The sequence below is a fragment of the Dyella sp. AtDHG13 genome (assembly GCF_003201105.1).
Taxonomy (GTDB): Bacteria; Pseudomonadota; Gammaproteobacteria; order Xanthomonadales; family Rhodanobacteraceae; genus Dyella; species Dyella jiangningensis_B.
This window is the reverse complement of sequence record NZ_QICJ01000001.1, coordinates 464,569-484,676: the sequence shown is the minus strand read 5'-3', so window position 1 is coordinate 484,676 and position 20,108 is coordinate 464,569. Positions and strand designations below refer to the sequence as shown.

17 protein-coding genes and 1 riboswitch are annotated in these 20,108 nt (G+C 62.9%); of the genes, 9 read left to right on the top strand and 8 right to left on the bottom strand.

The window, feature by feature from the left end:
* Positions 1-46: 46 nt before the first annotated feature.
* Both BDW41_RS02140 and BDW41_RS23485 read right to left on the bottom strand, forming a co-directional pair.
* A complete protein-coding gene (locus BDW41_RS02140; RefSeq protein WP_146217285.1) occupies positions 47-529 on the bottom strand; it encodes a hypothetical protein in 483 nt (160 codons plus the stop codon).
* A 189-nt stretch (positions 530-718) separates the two neighbouring features.
* Entirely contained in the window at positions 719-2,299 is a 1,581-nt protein-coding gene (locus tag BDW41_RS23485) for a carbohydrate-binding protein (RefSeq protein WP_074547116.1), read from the bottom strand.
* 818 nt (positions 2,300-3,117) lie between these two features.
* Here BDW41_RS23485 and BDW41_RS02130 point away from each other — a divergent pair.
* From BDW41_RS02130 to BDW41_RS02100, 7 genes are all read left to right on the top strand, one after another.
* On the top strand, positions 3,118-4,689 hold the full coding sequence (locus BDW41_RS02130) for a hypothetical protein (RefSeq protein WP_074547117.1): 1,572 nt from the start codon (positions 3,118-3,120) through the stop codon (positions 4,687-4,689).
* A gap of 26 nt (positions 4,690-4,715) precedes the next feature.
* Positions 4,716-5,696, top strand: coding sequence for a glycosyltransferase family 2 protein (locus BDW41_RS02125; protein WP_074547118.1), 981 nt, complete (start codon positions 4,716-4,718; stop codon positions 5,694-5,696).
* A complete protein-coding gene (locus tag BDW41_RS02120) occupies positions 5,693-6,268 on the top strand; it encodes an acyltransferase (RefSeq protein ID WP_074547119.1) in 576 nt (191 codons plus the stop codon). Before BDW41_RS02125 ends, BDW41_RS02120 begins: the two co-directional genes overlap by 4 nt.
* Positions 6,269-6,328: 60 nt before the next feature.
* Positions 6,329-6,721, top strand: coding sequence for a GtrA family protein (locus BDW41_RS02115; protein WP_074547120.1), 393 nt, complete (start codon positions 6,329-6,331; stop codon positions 6,719-6,721).
* Positions 6,721-8,970 carry a hypothetical protein gene (locus tag BDW41_RS02110; protein ID WP_074547121.1) on the top strand — a complete coding sequence of 750 codons (2,250 nt, stop codon included), beginning with the start codon at positions 6,721-6,723 and terminating at the stop codon, positions 8,968-8,970. The genes BDW41_RS02115 and BDW41_RS02110 overlap by 1 nt, the downstream gene beginning before the upstream one ends.
* The gene (gene rffA / locus BDW41_RS02105) at positions 8,963-10,117 is read left to right on the top strand and encodes a dTDP-4-amino-4,6-dideoxygalactose transaminase (protein ID WP_074547122.1); all 1,155 of its coding nucleotides are present in this window, start codon (positions 8,963-8,965) and stop codon (positions 10,115-10,117) included. Before BDW41_RS02110 ends, rffA begins: the two co-directional genes overlap by 8 nt.
* A 103-nt stretch (positions 10,118-10,220) precedes the next feature.
* Complete coding sequence (locus tag BDW41_RS02100) at positions 10,221-11,000, top strand: class I SAM-dependent methyltransferase (protein WP_074547123.1); 780 nt, start codon at positions 10,221-10,223, stop codon at positions 10,998-11,000.
* A gap of 115 nt (positions 11,001-11,115) precedes the next feature.
* Here the strand turns inward: BDW41_RS02100 and gcvP are convergent, their stop codons facing one another.
* Positions 11,116-14,007 carry an aminomethyl-transferring glycine dehydrogenase gene (gcvP, locus tag BDW41_RS02095; protein WP_074547124.1) on the bottom strand — a complete coding sequence of 964 codons (2,892 nt, stop codon included), beginning with the start codon at positions 14,005-14,007 and terminating at the stop codon, positions 11,116-11,118.
* Between the two features lie 39 nt (positions 14,008-14,046).
* A riboswitch (glycine riboswitch) is annotated at positions 14,047-14,154 on the bottom strand.
* A 387-nt stretch (positions 14,155-14,541) separates the two neighbouring features.
* On the opposite strand from gcvP, the gene BDW41_RS02090 reads away from it, so the two are divergent.
* On the top strand, positions 14,542-14,961 hold the full coding sequence (locus BDW41_RS02090) for a VOC family protein (RefSeq protein WP_074547330.1): 420 nt from the start codon (positions 14,542-14,544) through the stop codon (positions 14,959-14,961).
* 16 nt (positions 14,962-14,977) lie between these two features.
* On the opposite strand, the gene BDW41_RS02085 is transcribed toward BDW41_RS02090, so the two are convergent.
* The 5 genes from BDW41_RS02085 to BDW41_RS02065 are packed head-to-tail and all read right to left on the bottom strand — an operon-like array spanning position 14,978 to position 19,136.
* Positions 14,978-15,577, bottom strand: coding sequence for a cytochrome c3 family protein (locus tag BDW41_RS02085; RefSeq protein WP_074547125.1), 600 nt, complete (start codon positions 15,575-15,577; stop codon positions 14,978-14,980).
* Positions 15,578-15,579: 2 nt separating this feature from the next.
* Positions 15,580-16,143: a nitrate reductase cytochrome c-type subunit gene (locus BDW41_RS02080; RefSeq protein WP_074547126.1), complete on the bottom strand. Its 564-nt coding sequence runs from the start codon at positions 16,141-16,143 to the stop codon at positions 15,580-15,582.
* 11 nt (positions 16,144-16,154) lie between these two features.
* Positions 16,155-18,656, bottom strand: coding sequence for a periplasmic nitrate reductase subunit alpha (napA, locus tag BDW41_RS02075; protein ID WP_233496739.1), 2,502 nt, complete (start codon positions 18,654-18,656; stop codon positions 16,155-16,157).
* On the bottom strand, positions 18,653-18,985 hold the full coding sequence (locus BDW41_RS02070) for a chaperone NapD (RefSeq protein ID WP_233496738.1): 333 nt from the start codon (positions 18,983-18,985) through the stop codon (positions 18,653-18,655). Before BDW41_RS02070 ends, napA begins: the two co-directional genes overlap by 4 nt.
* Positions 18,978-19,136 carry a nitrate reductase gene (locus BDW41_RS02065; RefSeq protein ID WP_074547128.1) on the bottom strand — a complete coding sequence of 53 codons (159 nt, stop codon included), beginning with the start codon at positions 19,134-19,136 and terminating at the stop codon, positions 18,978-18,980. The genes BDW41_RS02070 and BDW41_RS02065 overlap by 8 nt, the downstream gene beginning before the upstream one ends.
* A 209-nt stretch (positions 19,137-19,345) precedes the next feature.
* On the opposite strand from BDW41_RS02065, the gene BDW41_RS02060 reads away from it, so the two are divergent.
* Entirely contained in the window at positions 19,346-19,882 is a 537-nt protein-coding gene (locus tag BDW41_RS02060; RefSeq protein WP_199535247.1) for a molybdopterin-dependent oxidoreductase, read from the top strand.
* Positions 19,883-20,108: the final 226 nt, after the last annotated feature.

The window sequence follows — 20,108 nt, the reverse complement described above, 5'->3', positions numbered from 1 at the left end:
CCCTCTTTACGAAACGTCGATGACGCGGCGGACAGGCCCGGAACGATCAGGAGCAGCCAGGATCCTGGCCGTCGTCCTCATCGTCATCATCACCGCCCAACGACACGGTCTTGCCGTTGTCCATGTGCAATTCGCCGGCATCGATCGTTTCGTGGTCGGCATCCGTCGAGGTGAACACCGCATCCACGAGGCCCGAGCCGCGCGTGCCGCGCACGCGGAAGGCGAAGCCGTCCTCGCGCGTGTCGTTGCCGGTGGCGACCATGTCGAACGAGACATCCTCGATCTTGCCTATGCAGCGCTGGATCACGGGGTGTTCGTTCATCGCGGTGGTGGCCTGGCCGATGAAGAGTTTCACTCCCCACCAGGCAAGCCCACCGAACAGCAGCACCACGGCCAGCACGGCGCCGATCAGGATGCCCGCCCAGAGCGGGATGGCGCGGCGTGGCCTGGGCGTCGGCGCAGGTGGAGCAGGCGGGGTCTGCCGGCTCGGGATCGGTGGCGGAACGGAAAACGGGGCGGGTCCTTGCATGGCGATACATCACGGGCAGTGGCACAGGGGCGGAGCCGGGTCCTTGGTTGCCAGGGCTCCGGGCGCTAGTTTGCAACAGTCTGCCGCCGGATGTGTTGAAAGAACTTTACGTTTGGCTTGTTGGTGCTCGAAAAGAAACGGGCGCCGCACAACGCGGCGCCCGCTGGATTCCCCCAAGTGCGGTGTCGCTTACCGTCCCAGGTCGCTCAGGAAACGCTTCGTGTACTGCAGCGGCGTGGTGGAGGGCACCGAGTTGCAGGTGGACGAAGCCGTGGTCTGGCTGCACGGGTTGTCGCGATCGAGCGACCAGAAGTGCAGGCCGGCGAGCCCGTTGGACACGGCGTAGCTGGTGATGGTGTCGGTGTTGGCGATGCTGAAGTTCTCGTCGGAGGCATCGTTCACGCCGATCATCGGGGTCAGCTCGATCTTGCTGGCCGGGATGCCATAAGTGTGCTGCAAGTTGGTCACGGCCTGGATGGCCGACTGGCCCATGTCGCACTTGCCGTTGGACACCACGCACACGGTCGCGCTGGGGCTGCCGTAGTCCATCACCATCAGGTTGATGGTGTAGTTGGTGAGCGAGGAGGCCTTGATCGCCTTGACCGTCATGTCGCCAAGGCTGTTGAGGCCGCCGTAGCTGCCGTCGGACGAGGCCAGCGTGGCCAGCGTGAACGAGAAGCGCAGGTTGGGGTACAGGCTCTGGCCATACACGGCCGCGGCCACCAGATTGTTGATGTCCGCCTGCGACTGGCCGCCTTCGATGTCGAAGTCCACGCCCACCATCTGCGGGGACATGTAGCGCGACAGGAAGCTCGCGAATGCCGACGTGCTTGCACAGGTGAAGGTGCCCGCGGCGCCGCCCGTGCCCACCACGTAGGGCAGGCCGGCGTTGGCCAGTGCCGAGATGTTCGCGCTGGCGAAGCTCGCGCCCGGCACGCCGCCCCAGTTCTCGCTGCCGCACTGGCCGGTGGCGAAGGCCAGGGTGATGGCGCTCAGGTTGGGCACGTAGTTCGACTTGAGGCTGCCGGTGCCGACGACGGGAATCGCCGAGCCGGTGGCCGTTGCCGTCTGCATGACATTAGTGTTCCAGTTGAGGTTCACCGTCACGTCCTTGTACGGACTGTAGAGCAGGTTTGCACCTGTACCCGGCGGATTGGTCGTACCGCCGCCACCGGTGCCACCACCGCCCGTGCCGCCACCACCGGTCCCGCCTCCGCCAGTACCACCGCCACCCGTGCCGCCGCCGCCCGTACAGGAGCCTTGCGACGTCCACGGCTGCCCCGAGCCGGTGGGGCCGCTGCTGGTGGCCGGGTCGTTGCCCTGCGTCCACCAGTTGGCGACGTAGTTGACGCTGTTCTCGCTGACGACGGCGCCGCCGTTGTAAGCCGTGGTGGACACCCACGCCGCGGCGCAGGTCCCCGAGGAGCCGCCGCCACCGCCCGATCCGCTTCCACCACCCGAGCCGCTGCCGCCGCACGCGCCTTGCGAGGTCCACGGCTGCCCCGAGCCGGTGGGACCGCTGTTGGTCGCCGGGTCATTGCCCTGCGTCCACCAATTGGCGACGTAGTTGGTGCCGTTCTCGCTGACGACGGCGCCGCCACTGTAGGCGGTGCTCGCGTTCCATGCCGCGGCGCAGGCGGGCGTGCTTTGCGCATGCGCCGTCTGCACGGGAGCGAACGTCATCAGGCTCATCGCCATCGCGCCACCTGCCGTGGGGCCGATCGCATTGAGTGCCGTGCGTAGCCAAACAACCGACTTCTTCAATCGCATGGAAGCGTCTCCTGGTTGTGTTGCGTCACTGAGGCGGAGGTTTTCCGCGTGGATGGACTGCTGTCCCTGGCGCTGTTTCCCCTGATCCGGACATCCCGTTTCGCCTGGCCTGCCGTGCCGAGGCGATGTCCCCTTGGTGTCCTGTCATGACAACGTTGTCTGCAAACGCGGTCGCGAACTGTGACGCTCGTTGTGAAAATCGAAGATGGGAGACATGCATATGGACGAATGGCCATATGCGCACAAATCAGCCGTTTTTGCGGCGATGCAGCGATATTTCGACGGAAATGCCTGTCACGGATGGATGCGCGGAATGGTGCGACGCGACTAGACCGATTCAGTCGCCTGGGTGACTTCAGAACGATATCGTGCTTTTCTGACAACGTTGTCGAAGAATGGCTTCGCATGCATGTGGAAGGTCCTCGGCAAAGGCGTTGCTCGCGAGTTGGTTTCGGAGAGTCTTCCGGGAGTTTCGCGACGCTTATCCGGGCTGTCGGTCCATTTCCGGCCGCCAGTTCCGTATAACTCGGAACGCAACTCGATGGCCCTTGGACGAAGCACTGATACCAAGGCGCACTGCTCGTGGAATCAGGAGCTTGAGCGTGATAGCGGCTACATTGCGGTGCCTCGGTCAAGGCGGTATCGTTATCGGCTAGGGAGAGCGGTTGGTGGCCCGTATTGGCTATCGTCGGCTTGTGTCGCTGTGGGTGCGCAATGGCCTTGCTCGTCGCGGAAATGGGAGGGCCGAATCTTATGTATATGTTGTCGATGATGCCCGCGCAGAGGGCATTTCCAAGTAATGCTTCCACCCCCAATCAATGACTGAGTTGATAAAGGTGCGGAGCGCGTATGTCTTCGCCGCGTCGTTTTTACTTGTCCTCCTCATGTTCGCATGGGAGTGCAAGCTCGGTTTGAGCCTGTCCGACGAGGGCTATCTTTGGTATGGCGTCCAGCGCGTGCTGCATGGCGAGGTTCCGCTGCGCGATTTCATGGCGTATGACCCCGGTCGCTACTATTGGTCTGCAGCATGGATGGCACTGAGGGGGAACGAAGGCATTATCGGCGTGCGCATGGCGTTGGCGGGGTTCGAGTTTCTGGGCCTATGGGCCGCCCTTCGCGTTGTCGCCAAAACGCTGCCTGACGATCGTCGCGGCCACTTTTTGCTTGTGCTGGCCTGGGCGTTGACGCTGTTGGCCTGGATGGTGCCCCGGCACAAATTGTTCGACATCTCCCTTTGCCTGTTCCTGTTCGCAGCCTTGTCATGGTTGATTGAGCACCCTGTGCGCGCCCGCTATGTCGCTGTTGGCACCATCGTAGGCCTCGTAGCCTGTTTTGGACGCAATCACGGTCTGTACGGAGGCGTGGCGAGCGTGGGCGCTATGGCCTGGCTGTCCATCCGTCGCGGGGCTGTGATGAGTTTCGTCCGCGGCCTGTGCTACTGGTGCATCGGCTTCGCCGTAGGCTTGCTTCCATTGTTCGTGATGATGCTTTGCCTTCCCGGTTTTGCTGGCGCAGTCACGGATTCGGTACTCCTGCTGTTAGCCCAGGGAAGTACCAATATCTCGTTGCCCGTGCCCTGGCCCTGGAGGCTGTCCTGGGGAGGGGCGCCAGGACAGGAGGTAGTGTCCCAGATTCTCGTCGGCTTCTATTTCCTGGCATTGCCTGCGTTCTGTGTGCTTTCTATCGTCTGGTGCTTTCGCCAGAGGTTCGCGGGGCGCACCGTGCCACCGGCGTTCGTCGCCTGCGCCATGCTCAGTCTGCCCTACGCGCACTTTGCTTTTTCTCGGGCCGATGCCAGCCATCTTGCCCAGGGTCTCTTTCCGCTGCTGCTTGGCGTATGCCTCCTTGCTTTGCGTTTGCCGTTCACGCTGAAATGGGGAGTGACAGCGGTTATGCTAGCGACGGGCATCATGGCCACGCTATCACTTCACCCGGGATGGCAATACCGGCCGGCAGCACAGCCCGTCACGATCGAGTCCTATGGCGATACGCTCAAGGTCGATGCAGCGACCGCAGCCCAGGTCTCCTTGTTCAGGACCCTGGTAGCAGCGCATGCCGGCGATAGCGGAACATTTATTGCCGTGCCCTTTTTTCCGGGGGCTTACGCGTTGATGGGGCGCCGCTCGCCCACGTGGGAGTTATATCCTCTGTTCGCGAGGTCAGAGGCGTTCCAGGAACAGGAAATCCTACGGTTGAGGGCGGCCCCTCCATCCTTCATCCTTGTCGCGGACGATCCCCTTGATGGTCGTGATGATTTGAGATTCTCGCGAACTCATGTTGTCGAGTTCGCTTATTTTTCAAGGAAGTTTGAGCGATCGCCCGAGATGGCCGGATCCTCCTACCTTTTCGTTCCCGTTGTTGATCCGTCGATCGCGCCGGGCATTCACTGATTTGGTCGACGTGACCGGACTCCACCATGGCTCTCATTTCGGTTGTCATACCGGTATACAAAGCGCAGGAATGCTTGGATGAGCTCTACCGCCGGCTCAATGTCGCGCTCCGATCGATTACAGACGATTACGAGATTGTCCTGGTTGAAGACTGTGGCGGCGATGGTTCGTGGGAGATCATCACGAAACTGGCCGAGGCGGATCCGCGCGTTCGTGGCCTGCAGTTCAGTCGTAATTTCGGCCAGCACTACGGCATTACGGCTGGGCTGGACCACTGTGATGGCGATTGGGTCGTGGTGATGGATTGCGACCTGCAGGATGATCCAGCGGAGATTCCTCGGCTTTACGCCAAGGCAAAGGAAGGCTATGAGGTGGTGCTGGCCAGGCGAGGCCAGCGGACGGATTCACGCCTCAAGAGCTGGACCTCCGCTGCGTTCTATCGCTTGTTCGGTTATCTGGCTGACATCAAGTACGACGGTGAGGTCGGGAACTTCCGGATCGTCTCGCGCCGCGTGGTCGAAAGCCTTGGGCAGATGCGGGAGCGGCTGCGATTCTTCGGCGGCCTTGTGTCGTGGGTGGGCTTTCCGACGACGAGCATTGACGTCGTTCACGGCGATCGTTTCGCCGGTGAAACGTCCTATTCGTTTGCCAAGCTCTGGAAGCTGGCCACAGAAATCATCATCGCGCATTCGGACAAGCCGTTGCGCCTGGCGGTCAAAGCAGGCTTTCTGCTTTCGTTGGCAGCGTTCGCCTACGGTGGTTGCATCGCTTATCGTGCGCTTGTCTACGGTGTACCTATCACCGGTTGGAGCAGCCTGATCGTCTCCATGTATTTCCTCAGCGGCATCATCATCAGCTTGCTGGGTGTCTTGGGCGTATACCTGGGCAAAACATTCGACGAGTCGAAGCGACGTCCTCTTTACATCGTGTACCGGACCACCCCGGGGGTGCAGGCACAACTGCGCCGGGATGATTTGAACAATACACACAGGCCGATGCCAACATGAGCTATCTCTCCCGTCCGGTGCTTGAGGCCATGGGCTTCAAAGCTCTCGGTACCAACGTCCTGATCAGCGACAAGGCCAACATCTACAATGCGGACCAGATTGCATTGGGCGACAACGTCCGGATCGACGATTTTTGCGTGCTGTCCGGAAAGCTCTCTATCGGTCGCAACGTGCACCTCGCTGTGTTCGTGAATCTTGCCGGTGGCGAAGAAGGTGTCATGATGGATGATTTTTCCGGGCTGGCATACGGCTGCCATGTATTCACTCAGAGCGATGACTACTCTGGGCGAACCATGACCAATCCAACGGTGCCCGACGAGTTCAAGAGCGAGACCAAGGCCAGGATCGTGATCGGCAGGCACAGCATTGTCGGCACGTCTTCAATCATCCTCCCCGGGGTCATGCTCGCAGAAGGCACGGCAGTGGGGGCGATGACGATGGTCACCAAGAGTACCGATCCGTGGTCGATCTATTTCGGCGTACCCGCCCGTAAGGTCAAGGACCGGAAGAAAGACTTGCTTGAGCTCGAAGCACGTTACCTTGCCAGCGAAAATGGGGCGTTGCATGCGTGACGTTCGCCGGGTTTCAGGTGTGACGCCGGGCTGCCGTCCGCGCGGCGGAAACATTCCGGTGTGACAGGCCTCCATTGGCAGATCCAGCTTGTCCGTTATGCGGTCATAGGCGTGGCGACCAACGCATTGGCGTTTCTGTGCTACCTGGCCCTGACTTCACTCGGGTTCTGGCCGGAAGGCGCCATGACCATCGTGTACGTGTCGTGCGCCTCGCTCGGATTCCTGGCCAACCGAAAGCTGACGTTCTCGCACCAGGGCAATATGGTCAGTTCCGGCGCACGCTACATGATGGCGCAGGGCCTAGGGTACGCCATCAATGTCGGTCTGCTTCTTATCTTCGTGGATTACCTGGGATATCCCCATGCATGGATTCAGGCGTTGGCCATCATTGTGGTTGCTCCCCTCCTTTTCCTCGCGATGAAATTCTTTGTCTTCCCCAGGAAGCACCAGTGATGGCCTGGATGCGCTCATATGCGGGGTCCTTCGCGGGCTACACATTGATAATGCTTCTGTTGTTCCTGCCTTATCTGCGTGGGGAAGTGGTGGCGCCCACGCGCTTGGGTACGCAATTCGGCATTCAGGACACTGCCGAAACGGAACCACGTTTCGAGAACGCGAAGTTCAGCGACTACCCTAACGCGTTTCTTCCTGAGATCGACGCCTTCCTCCATGGGAGGCGTTCCGGCAGAGTTGCGCTCTGGACTTCACAGAACCAGCTGGGAAGGCCGCTATACCATGTTTCCGGTTTCAGTCCGGTCTACCTTCCTGCGCAGCTGTTACAAGCCCTGACGCAGTCGCCGGAGCGGTTCATCACTGCATGGAGCCTGTTGCTGGCCTTCCTGTCGGGAGGGTTCATATTGCTGTTCTGTCGGCAACTGGGCCTGACTTCTCTCGCGGGGCTAACATCGGCCATCACCTACGCAGCTTCGCCCCTGTTGACGTACTGGCTGGCTTTTCCGATGTTCCTGGCCGCGTGGTGCTGGGGCGCGGGTTGTGCTTGGTCGTTGCGCCGGTTGGCAGACCGCGCCGATCTCTTCAGCTGGGTTTGCTTGTGCTTCTGCACTTATAGCCTGTTAATGACCTCGTACCCGCAACTGACGGTGTACCAGGCCTACATCGTGGGTGGCTACGTGATCGTTCTGCTGCTCCGGTCCGATCGGGAAGGGCGGCGGGTTGCCTTGCGCTTTGCCTTTCAGGCAGGGCTGGCCGGACTGGCGGCTGTCGTGTTGGCGGCACCCATCCTGATCGATCTTTTCAATGCGACGCTGCAATCGGCCCGGCTACGGCCGGATAATGATTTCTTCCTGGCCGCCTTGCCGCACTTGTCGTCGCTCGGCGATATTGGTCGGGAGATCGTGCTGCTGACGACGCCGAATCTGTTCGGTGTCGTCACGCGTCCAGATTATCCGGTGGTCTATAACGGGCTCAGTTTGTGTCTTCTGACCACCTCTTTGATTGTCGCCGGCGTCGTCGCGAAGGTTCGCGGCGGCCGCATGTGGTGGATCGCCGTAGTGCTGATCATCCTGGTGGCGACCGTCCGGCCGCTCTACCTGTTCGGCGTAGACCATCTGGGGCTTGGGTTGTCACGCACCAACCCGATGGCGATGTTGTTGATGCCCTGCGTCATGCTCCAGGCTTATGCCATAGATGCACTTGAGCATAAGCAGGTCCGCTCGTGGCGTATTGCTCTGATCACGGGCGTGCTCTTGCTTGCGCTAATTGGCGGCAGCGTCGCCTACGGCGTACAGCAGGGATGGCCTATACTCCGTTCACAGCTCGTGGTCGATGTGACTATCGTGCTGTTCGTAATGGGTGTGTGCTTGAGGATACGCCTTGCTACGGCGCTGATGCTTGCCTGTGGCTGCTGGCTCGCCTTTGCGGTGGCGCCTACATTATTGAAGCAGCGCCCCAGCCAGATGCATACGCAGTCGCCCCTTGTCGAAGCCGTGGCTATGCGGCTGCACGACCACGCGCGCTTTGCCATTGCAGCGCCCGGCATCGCTGCATTGCCGCCCAACTTCAACGCCCTCGTCGGCCTGCCTTCGGTGCATAGCTACGATAGCCTTTCATCCCGTCGTTACCAGCAATTTCTCCGTCTCCTGGGGGGAGAGGCCGTAACCTTCGGGCGGTGGAACAGCCAGATCGCGCCCGACTACGCGGGGGCTGCATTTTGGATGAGCGACGTTGCGCTGGTGTTGTCTTCGGTCAGGCTGACCGATCCCTCGCTGACCTGTTCGACGCAGGTCGATGGAATATGGCTGTGCGATGTGGCCCGGCATATGGGCCAGTCGCTTCAGCTCGCCGACCGGACCCTGCCGCGAGAGACGTCGAATGCCGATGTGGGCGATCCGAGGGCGTTGCCGTCCCTACCATCAAGGGTGGTAAGAGATCAGGGCGATGCCATCGAGGTGGCGGTTTCCGCTGCATCGCCGTCGCTGCTGATCATCAGTCAGCAATATCATCCCGATTGGCAGGCGCTAGCCCTGGTGGATGGTCTTTGGCGGCCCGCGGCGGCACTATCGGTCAATGGTTTCTTCCAGGGAGTAATGGTTCCGGATCATGCGGAAAAGATAGTGCTGACGTTTCGCCCTGCGGCTCGTTACGCGTATCTGGTCAACTACGTCTGGATATTCTTCCTACTGCTTTTAGCCACGAAGGCACTCCTAGCTTGGCAATCCAAATCCGGTCATACCCATGAGTGAACGCGATTACATTCCTTTCAACCGGCCTCATATGACGGGCAAGGAGCTCTATTACATCTCGCAGGCGCACTTCAAGGGTGCGCTGGCGGGTGACGGGCCCTTTACCAAGCGTTGCCACGCATGGCTGGAGCGCAACACCGGCACGTCCAAAGCGCTGTTGAGCCATTCGTGCACCGCGGCCCTGGAAATGTCGGCTATGCTGCTGGACGTTGGCGTTGGCGATGAAGTGATCATGCCGTCATATACGTTCGTGTCGACCGCCAATGCCTTCGTATTGCGCGGCGCAAAGCCGGTATTCGTCGATATCAGGGAGGATACGCTCAACCTCGATGAGCGCCTTGTAGAAGAGGCCATCACACCCAGAACGAAGGCGATCGTGCCCGTGCACTACGCGGGAGTCGGCTGCGAGATGGACATCATCATGCCCTTGGCCCGCCGTCACGGCATCAAGGTCGTGGAGGACGCGGCGCAAGGCGTCATGGCCTCCTACCATGGCCGCGCCTTGGGTTCGATCGGCGACCTGGGCAATTACAGCTTTCATGAAACCAAGAACGTCATTTCCGGCGAGGGCGGTGCGTTACTGGTGAACGATCCGGCCATGGCGTCCATGGCAGAGGTCATCCGCGAAAAGGGTACCGATCGCAGTCGTTTCTTCCGCGGTGAGGTCGACAAGTACACCTGGCAGGAGGCCGGTTCGTCCTTTTTGCCGGGCGAGCTGGTGGCGGCATTCCTGTGGGCCCAGTTGGAGGAATCGCAGGGCATCACGCAGCAGAGGCTGGACATCTGGCAACGCTATTACGACATGCTCGAACCGCTGGAGCGGGCAGGCTTCCTGCGGCGGCCGATCATCCCGGACGGCTGCGAGCACAACGCCCACATGTTTTATGTGTTGCTTGCACCCGAGTTCGACCGGCAAGCCTTGCTCGCTACATTGAAGAACCAGGGCATTGGTGCGGTATTCCATTATGTTCCGCTGCATTCCTCGCCTGGTGGCCTGCGTTTTGGTCGAACGTCGGGAAGCTTGGCGGTTACGGATGAGCTGTCGGAGCGGATCATCCGCCTTCCACTCTGGATCGGCCTCAGTGCGGATCAGCAGGCCTATGTGGTTGAGCGGATTGCCCAGTTCGTAGGGTTTGTGGGCAATTAATGCCGCGGGGAGCAACGCACGTTCGCTATCCAGCGGACGGCGGCGGTAAGCTAGGCCGACCGCCTCTTTTTTTGGATCGGGCTGGCACGAGGACCTGTTTCCGTTGACTACGCACCCGACGCACTCGCCTGATAACGTTTCTTATGCGGACGAGGACCACGACACCTGTTTCGGGGTCGAGGACACGTCCTTCTGGTTTCGTCATCGCAACGAATGCATCGCGTCGATGGTGCGGCGTTATCCCGTCGATGGAGTCTTTTATGACGTCGGCGGCGGCAACGGCTACGTCGCCAGGCGGCTCCTGGACGAGGGACATGACGTGGTGCTGGTCGAGCCAGGCCAGCGAGGGGCGACGAACGCTCGCCTTAAGCGGCACATACCACGCGTGATCTGCTCGACACTGTCGGACGCGGGCGTAGCCAAAGGTTCGGCGGCTGCGGTAGGGGTCTTCGATGTGATCGAACACGTGGAGGACGACCACGGCTTCATCCGCGAACTGGCGGAGATCCTGAAACCGGGCGGCATGCTCTTTCTTACCGTACCGGCCTACACTTGGATGTGGTCGGATGCAGACGTACTGGCAGGGCACTTCCGGCGTTACACCAAGGCATCGATCCAGAAATTGGTGGCACCGTTCTTCGATATCGAGTTTTCCTCCTATTTCTTCTCGCCTCTGCTCCTGCCGATTGCGGTGGTGCGCGTGTTGCCGTACAGGCTTGGGCTGCATCGCTCGACGACCGCCGAAGTGGCTCACGGTACCGAAGGTGGCCTCATAGTGCGCGCCATGGAGCGATTGCTCGTACGCGAGCGTCATCGCCTTGCGCATGGCACTACCTTACCCACGGGAGCAAGCCTGATCATGGCGGCTCGCCGTAGGCGTTAGCGACAGCCTGATCCGTTGGCATTTGCCGCCAGTTAACTCAAGCGGCCCGTGCACTCGGACGTGAAAGGAAAGGGCCCCTGCGGGGCCCTTGGTGTCGCATCGAGGCGGAACGTCGTTACGCCACGTTCGGCTCGCTGAAGGCTTCGATCTCGCCCTTGAACGCTTCCACCGGTACGCAGCTGCAGAACACGTTCTTGTCGCCGTAGACGTTGTCCACGCGGGCCACCGGCGACCAGTACTTCTGGAAGCGCAGGCTGGGCAGCGGGAAGGCGGCCAGTTCGCGCGGGTAGGCGTGGGTCCATTCGGAAGCCGACACCATCACGGCGGTGTGCGGCGCGTGCTTGAGCGGGTTGTCCTCGCGGTCCAGCTTGCCTTCTTCCACGGCGCGGATTTCCTCGCGGATCTGGATCATCGCGTCGATGAAGCGGTCCAGCTCGTACTGCGACTCGCTTTCGGTCGGTTCGACCATCAGCGTGCCGGCGACGGGGAAGCTCAGCGTCGGGGCGTGGAAGCCGAAGTCGATGAGGCGCTTGGCCACGTCTTCCGCGCCGATGCCGGTGGCGTCCTTCAGCGGGCGCAGGTCGAGAATGCACTCATGCGCCACCAGGCCGTTGCGGCCGGTGTAGAGCGTCTCGTAGTGCGGCGCCAGGCGCTTGGCGATGTAGTTGGCGTTGAGCAGGGCCACCTGGGTGGCGCGGCGCAGGCCGGCGGCGCCCATCATGGTGATGTACATCCAGCTGATCGGAAGGATGGAGGCGGAGCCGAAGCTCGCGGCGGAAACCATGCCCACGGTGCCTTCGCCGCCGAACGTGCGCGGGAGGAAGGGGGCAAGATGCGACTTCACCGCGCACGGGCCCACGCCCGGGCCGCCGCCGCCGTGCGGGATGCAGAAGGTCTTGTGCAGGTTGAGGTGCGAGACGTCCGAACCCCACTTGCCCGGCTTGGCCACGCCGACCAGCGCGTTCATGTTGGCGCCGTCGGTGTACACCTGGCCGCCGTGCTGGTGCACGATCTCGCAGATCTTGACGATGTCTTCCTCGAACACGCCGTGCGTGGACGGGTAGGTGATCATCAGCGCGGCGAGGCGGTCGCTGAACTTCTCGGCGGCGCGCTGGATGTCGGCCACGTCCACGTTGCCGTTCGCGTCGCACTTGGTCACCACCACCTGCATGCCGCACATCTGCGCGGAGGCCGGGTTGGTGCCGTGGGCCGATTCCGGGATCAGGCAGATGTCGCGGTGGCCTTCGCCGCGCGAGCGGTGGTAGGCGCGGATGGCGAGCAGGCCGGCGTATTCGCCTTGCGCACCGGAGTTCGGCTGCAGGCTGACCGCGTCGTAGCCGGTGCATTCCACCAGCATCGCTTCCAGCTCGTCGATGAGCTGCTTGTAGCCCTTGGCCTGGTCGGCCGGCGCCAGCGGATGGATGTTGGCGAACTCCGGCCACGTCACCGGGATCATCTCGGCGGTGGCGTTGAGCTTCATGGTGCAGCTGCCCAGCGGGATCATGGTGCGATCCATCGCCAGGTCCTTGTCGGCCAGCGAACGCATGTAGCGCAGCAGCTCGTGCTCGCTGTGGTGCGTGTTGAAGGCCGGGTGGGTCAGGAACTTGGTGGTGCGCAGCAGCTGCGGCGGCAGCGCGTCGTGCACGCTGGCGTCGAGGGCATCGATATCGGTGATCTTGGCGCCGAACACCTCGGCCAGCGCAACGACGTCGGCACGCGTGGTGGTTTCATCCAGGCTGACGCCGACGCTGCTGGTGTCGATGGCGCGCAGGTTGAAGCCGGCGGCGCGTGCCTTGGCGTGCAGTGCTTCGGCATCCACGCCGGTGATGTGCAGCGTATCGAAGAAGTGCGCGTCGGCGGCGACGCCGGCCTGGCGCAGCGCAGCGAACAGGATCGCGGTGAGGCGATGCACGTGGCGGGCGATGCGGGTGAGGCCTTCCGGACCGTGGTACACGGCGTACATGCTCGCCATCACGGCCAGCAGCACCTGCGCGGTACAGATGTTGGAGGTGGCCTTCTCGCGGCGGATGTGCTGCTCGCGCGTCTGCAGGGTGAGGCGGTAGGCCGGCTTGCCTTCGGCGTCGATGGACACGCCGATCAGGCGGCCCGGCATGGAGCGCTTGTAGCTGTCGCGGCAGGCCATGAAGGCGGCGTGCGGGCCACCGAAGCCGAACGGCACGCCGAAGCGCTGCGTATTGCCCACCACGATGTCGGCGCCCCATTCTCCCGGCGCGGCGATCAGGGTCAGGGCGAGCAGGTCGGTGGCCACGCAGACCACTCCGTGGCGCGCGTGCACGGCATCGGCCAGTGCCTTGTAGTCGTTGATCCGGCCGAAGGTGTCGGGGTACTGCAGCAGTACGCCGTAGCTGTCGACGCTGGCCGCTTCGCTGTCGTCGCCGATGTGCAGGTCGATGCCCATCGCCTCGGCGCGGGTCTTGAGCACTTCCAGCGTCTGCGGGTGCACGGCGCGGGAAACGAAGAAGGTGTTGGACTTGGACTTGGCCGAGCGCTTGGCCAGCGTCATCGCCTCGGCGGCGGCGGTGCCCTCGTCGAGCAGGGACGCGTTGGCGATCTCCATGCCGGTGAGGTCGGCGCACATGGTCTGGAAGTTGATGAGCGCCTCCATGCGGCCCTGCGAGATCTCCGCCTGGTACGGCGTATAGGCCGTGTACCACGCCGGATTCTCCAGGATGTTGCGCAGGATGACGTTCGGGGTCAGCGTGCCGTAGTAGCCCTGGCCGATGAAGCTCTTGAACACCTGGTTCTTGTCGGCGATGGCGCGGATCTTGGCGATCGCTTCCACTTCGGTGATCGGCGCCGGCAGGGCGAGCGGCGCGGGCGACTTGATCTTGCCCGGCACGATGGCGTCGGTCATCGCTTCCAGCGAGTCGTAGCCCAGCAGCGCCAGCATGGTGGCGATTTCCGCTTCGTTGGGGCCGATGTGACGCTCGATGAAGGCGTCGTGGTGCTCGAGGTCGCGCAGGGAAGGGTTGGCGTTCTGACTCATTGGCAGGGGCGTCCGTAGGAAACGTGCAAGCCGCACGCGAAGCGCCCCTCTGTCCTTTTGCCTGAGAGTTTGGAAGGCAGGGCGGTGAAACCCAGGCTTCGTGCCCCTTCGGCGCCGGATTGAACCGGTCTCTCCAGAGTGTTGGTGCGGGTGATGGTATGGGGCCTGAGCGATTACGGGCGTTGCGCCTTCGGCAGCGGCTCCCGCCGCTTCTCCCACCACACGCTAAACGGCGATTATAGGGGGCCTTGGCCGGGATTGCTTCCCTGGGTGCGGATTGGGTCTCAGCGGGAGCTGAGAGACCGTTCATGATCTTCCCGCACGCCATTCTCCCTCACCGTCATTCCGGCGCAGGCCGGAATCCAGTGGCCTCCACGTTGGATTTTCGCGAACGGGCCCAAGAGCGGGAGATATCGCGCCCATCTTACGCATTCGCTACTGGATTCCGGCCTGCGCCGGAAGGACGGTGAGGCGAATTAGGCGCTGAGGCCAGTCCGACGCTCTAACATGGCCAATCTGTTCACGGAGCTTCCCATGCCCAAACCCCCGTTCCAGCTCACCCGGATCGACCACGTGGTGCTGCGCGTGGCCGACGTGGCCGCCATGCAGCGCTTCTACTGCGAGGTACTCGGCTGCCGGGAGGAGCGCCGGCAGGACGAGATCGGGCTGGTGCAGCTGCGTGCCGGGGATTCCCTGATCGATCTGGTCGCGCTGGACGGCAAGCTCGGCCGCGTGGGTGGCGCCGGCCCAGGCGCGGAGGGGCACAACATGGACCACCTCTGCCTGCAGGTGGAGGGCTACGACGAAGCCGCCATCGTGGCGCACCTGAAGGCGCACGGCGTGCGCGTGGGCGAAGTGGGCTCGCGCTACGGCGCCAAGGGCGAGGGCCCGTCCATCTACCTGTACGACCCGCAGGGCAACATGGTCGAGTTGAAGGGGCCGCCGCACGCCTGAGTGGCGCGGACCGCGCTTACCCCTGCGGAATTCCCGTCATGTCCGGCAGGTGATGCGCGATGCCCTTGTGGCAGTCGATGCAGGTCTTCTCGCCCGTGCCCAGCCAGCGCTTGTGGATCTCGGCGGCGCGCGTCGATTGCCGCGTCAGGTCCATCGACGCGTAGTTGTGGCAGTTGCGGCATTCCAGCGAATCGTTGGCTTTGAGTCGCGCCCATTCGTGCTCGGCCAGTTCAAGGCGGTGGTCGAGGAATTTCTCGCGCGTGTCCACCGTGCCGAACAGCTTGCCCCAGACTTCCTTGGACGCCTGCATCTTGCGGGCGATCTTGTCCGTCCACTTGTGCGGCACATGGCAGTCGGGACAGGTGGCGCGCACGCCGGAGCGGTTGGTGTAGTGGATGGTCGTCTTCAGTTCCTGGAACACGTTGTCGCGCATTTCATGGCAACCCGTGCAGAACGCTTCGGTGTTGGTCATCTCCAGGCCCGTGTTGAACGCGCCCCAGAACAGCACGCCCGCGATGAAGCCGCCGAGCGTGAGAAAGCCCAGACTGTAGTGGATGCTTGGGCGGCGAACGGTCCGCCACAGCGCGAGCAGCCAACGCTTGAGTCGTGGCCACATGGTCAGTTCGCCTTCTTGTCTTGTTCTTCGGACAGGATGGTGTCGATGTCCTTGAAGGTATTGGCGACCAGCGGCTTGGCGTCGGTCTGCACCACGTGGCACTGGTTGCAGAAGTAGCGGCGCGGCGAAATGGTGGCGAGGAACTGGTCGTTGCGATCCATGTAGTGCGTCACGCTGACCGGCGGCGCCTGGAACTTGTCGGCGTTGGCGCGCGCGTGGCACAGCAGGCAGCGGTTGGAGTTCTTGTCGATCTGGTAGTTGTCGATCGCGTGCGGAATGGTCGGCGGCTGCATCGGGTAGGCGCGGTTGCGCTTGACGTCCGCGTTTTCCACGCGCGCCATCAAGGGCGGTGCGATTTCCTGATTGACCGGCGCGCCCCGGCGGATGGCGTCGATCTGGTCGCCGGCCGCCACGGGTTCGGCCGTGCTCGCGGCGGCGGGCGTTGTCGTCGTACTAGCGGCGGCCACGTGCGGCTCGGGCGTGGATTTCCTGCCGACGGCAAAGCCCACGGCGGCGGCCACGAGCACCACCAGCACCGCGATGAGCATCAGAGACTTGTCGCGCATGGATGGTTCTCCTAGACGGCCACGACCTTGACCGCGCACTTCTTGTAGTCGGTCTGCTTGGAGATGGGATCGGTCGCGTCCAGCGTCACCTTGTTGATCAGCTGGCCGGCGTCGAACCACGGCACGAACACCAGGCCCGGCGGCGGGCGGTTGCGTCCGCGCGTCTCCACCCGCGAGCGCATTTCGCCGCGGCGGGAGATCACCTTCACTTCGTCGCCGCGCTTGAGTCCGCGCGCGCGGGCGTCGTCGGGGTTCATGAACACCACCGCCTCAGGGACGGCGCGGTACAGCTCGGGCACGCGCATGGTCATCGAACCGGAATGCCAGTGTTCCAGCACGCGGCCGGTGGACAGCCATAGGTCGTATTCCTTGTCGGGCATCTCGGCGGGCGGTTCATAGGGCAGGGCCCAGATCACCGCGCGGCCGTCAGGGTTGCCGTAGAACTGGAACTGCGTCCCCGCCTTCACGTACGGGTCGGAACCTTCGCGATAGCGCCAGCGCGTTTCCTTGCCGTCGACCACGGGCCAGCGCAGGCCGCGCGCCTTGTGGTAATCGTCGAACGGTGCAAGGTCGTGGCCATGGCCGCGGCCAAACGTGGCGTATTCCTCGAACAGCCCTTTCTGCACGTAGAAGCCGAAGGCGGCCGCTTCGTCGTTGTCGTAGCCGGCTTCGATGTCCGAGCTGGGGAACTTGTCCACGTTGCCGTTGCGGTACAGCACCTCGAACAGCGTTTTGCCCTTGAACTGCGGGTTCGCCGCGAGGATGTCGGCGGGCCACACCTCGTCGGTGGTGAAGCGCTTGGAGAATTCCATCAGCTGCCACAGGTCCGAGCGCGCCTGGCCCGGCGCCTTCACCAGCTGATGCCAGAACTGCGTGCGGCGCTCGGCATTGCCGTAGGCGCCTTCCTTCTCCACCCACATGGCGGCGGGAAGAATGAGATCGGCCGACTGCGCGGTGACCGTAGGGTAGGCATCGGACACGACGATGAAGTTGCGCGGGTCGCGATAGCCGAGGTAGGTCTCCTGCATCAGGTTGGCGCCGGCCTGCACGTTGTTGTTCACCTGCACCCAGTACGCGCTGAGCTTGCCGTCGCGCAGCATGCGGTTCTGCTGCACGGCGTGGTAGCCGGGCTTGGGCTGGATGATGCCGTGCGGGATCTTCCAGATCTCCTCCGCGTGCTTGCGGTGCTCGGGGTTGGTCACCACCATGTCGGCCGGCAGGCGATGGCTGAAGGTGCCCACTTCGCGCGCGGTGCCGCAGGCGGATGGCTGGCCGGTGAGCGAGAACGGGCTGTTGCCCGGCGTGGAAATCTTGCCGGTGAGCAGGTGCAGGTTGTAGACCATGTTGTTGGCCCACACGCCGCGCGTGTGCTGGTTGAAGCCCATGGTCCAGAACGACACGACCTTGGTCTTCGGGTCGGCGTACAACTCGGCCAGTTTTTCCAGCCAGCCCTTTTCCACGCCCGTCATTTCGACGGCTTTTTCCAGCGTGTAGGGCTTGACGAAGGCGGCGAACTGCTCGAAGTCGATGGCTTCGCCGGCGTTCGGATCCTTGGCGTTTTTCGCATTCACCTCCAGCGGATTGTCCGGACGCAGGCCGTAGCCGATATCGGTGACGCCGCGCTTGAACGTGGTGTGCTTGTCGACGAAATCCTGGTTGACGCGGCCGCTCTGAATAATGTGGTTGGCGATGTAGTTGAGGATCACCAGGTCCGTCTGCGGCGTGAAGACGATAGGGATATCGGCCAGCTCGAAGCTGCGGTGCTCGAAGGTCGACAGCACCGCCACCTTGACGTTGGGGTTGGACAGCCGCCGGTCGGTCACGCGTGTCCACAGGATCGGGTGCATCTCCGCCATGTTCGAGCCCCACAGCACGAAGGCGTCGGCGGCTTCGATGTCGTCGTAGCACCCCATCGGCTCGTCCATGCCGAAGGTACGCATGAAGCCCATCACGGCCGAGGCCATGCAATGGCGTGCGTTGGGGTCCAGGTTGTTGCTGCGGAAGCCGGCCTTGAACAGCTTGTTGGCGGCATAGCCTTCCCACACCGTCCACTGGCCGGAACCGAACATGCCGACGTACTCGGGGCCTTTCTCCTTGAGCACGCGCTTGAACTGCTGCGCCATCACGTCGAAGGCTTCGTCCCACGACACTTCGGTGAACGTGCCGTCCTTGGCGTAGACGCCATCCTTCTTGCGCAGCAGGGGCGCGGTGAGCCGGTCCGCGCCGTACATGATCTTGGAGAGGAAATAACCCTTCACGCAGTTGATGCCGCGGTTGACCTCCGCCAGCTGGTCGCCGTGCGTGGCCACCACGCGGCCATCCTTCACCGCCACATTGACGCCGCAGCCGGTGCCGCAGAAACGGCAGGGCGCCTTGCTCCACTTGAGCTGGGTCAGGTCGCCTTCCAGCAGCACGTTGGTGGCGCTGGCGGGCACGGCCAGCCCGGCCACGTTCGCGGCCACCGCCACGGCGGTGTTGCGGATGAATTCCCGTCGCGTCAGGTTCAGCGTCATGCGTCGACTCCTTGGGGCGTTGCCGCGGTGTGCACCACGTCGTCCATCACGGCGCAGGGTTCCACGTGGTGGTAGATCAGCGATACGTTGATGACGCCGGGCAGGGCTTCCAGCGCGTCGATGTGGTCCATCACGGCGCGCTGGCTGTCGGTCTCGCACACCACCACGCAGCGGCAATCGCCTTGAACGGCGATGTCCAGCGCGGCGTGCTGCTCCACGAAGGCGCCGAGCGCGGCGATGGCATCCGGGCGATGCAGCACGACGAGGCTGGAAATGTGGTGCTCGTCCTTCATGGCATTCCCTTGCGGGGAGGCGATGGCGTCAGACATGGGGCGGCCCGCTCACGAACATCTGCCAGAACCACACGGCAAAGCCGAAGGCGGCGATGAACATCACCGACAGCACGGGAAACAGCACGAGCAGCAGCAGAAACGCGGTGCGTTCCTGCTGGCGCGAGCTTGGGTTGGTCGTCGGTTCCACGCGCACCTCCTCTCGGCAGGACGGCTCACCCCTATCTGCGCTTAAGCTAGAGCGATGTAACCCCTGGGGTGCTGACCTGAGTCAGTCCAGCCATCGATCTTGGTGACGGCTGGCAAAGCATGCTTGGATGCGAACGGGCAAAGTCTACGTATCGCCGGCCGGCTTGGCAGTAGAGGCGATGTGAATTTCCATGACAAAAGGAGCTGTGCATGGCAACAACGCTGTCGACTAAGTACTTCTTCGGGTGCTTGATGCTTGCCACGTGTCTCGCCTTCTTGGCGAACGCTGCCGATGCGCCCGTGTCGCCCGCTCCCGCGGGCGTAAGCGTGAGGGTGCAGGGCAAGCCCGCGCTGACGCTCGACGCCGCTGCGTTGGCTGGCATGCCGCATGAAGAGGTCACCGCTTCGGCACACGACGAGCCAGCCGCCCAGTGGCGCGGCGTAAAGCTGGAAGACGTGCTGGCCAAGGCCGGCGTGCCCTTGGACAAGCCGCTGCGTGGCAAGGCGCTGGCATCCTTCGTCCGAGTCACGGCCGCGGACAAGTACCAGGTGGTGTTCGGGCTGGCCGATCTCGATCCGACGCTGGGGCACACGCAGGTGCTGCTGGTGGATACGCGCGACGGCAAGCCGCTGGACAAGGACGGGCCGCTGCGCCTGCTCGTTCCCGGCGACAAGCGACCTGCGCGCTGGGTGCGCAGTGTCACCATCATCGAGGTGGTGGATGGTGGGACGACCGATCGGCCTTGATTGCAAGGCGCTTGTTCAAAATCTCGTGTGAGCACCCATTACCTTGCTCGTCATTCCGGCGCAGGCCGGAATCCAGTAGCGACGATGGTTGGTTGTCGCGTGCAGCCAGAACTTTTGGCTCTTTCGCGAAAACCGTGCACCGAGGCCACTGGATGACCAGCCCTTCGGCTGTTGAAAAGCCCTTCCGGCCTGCGCCGGAATGACGGTGAGGGGAGTGAACCTCGCG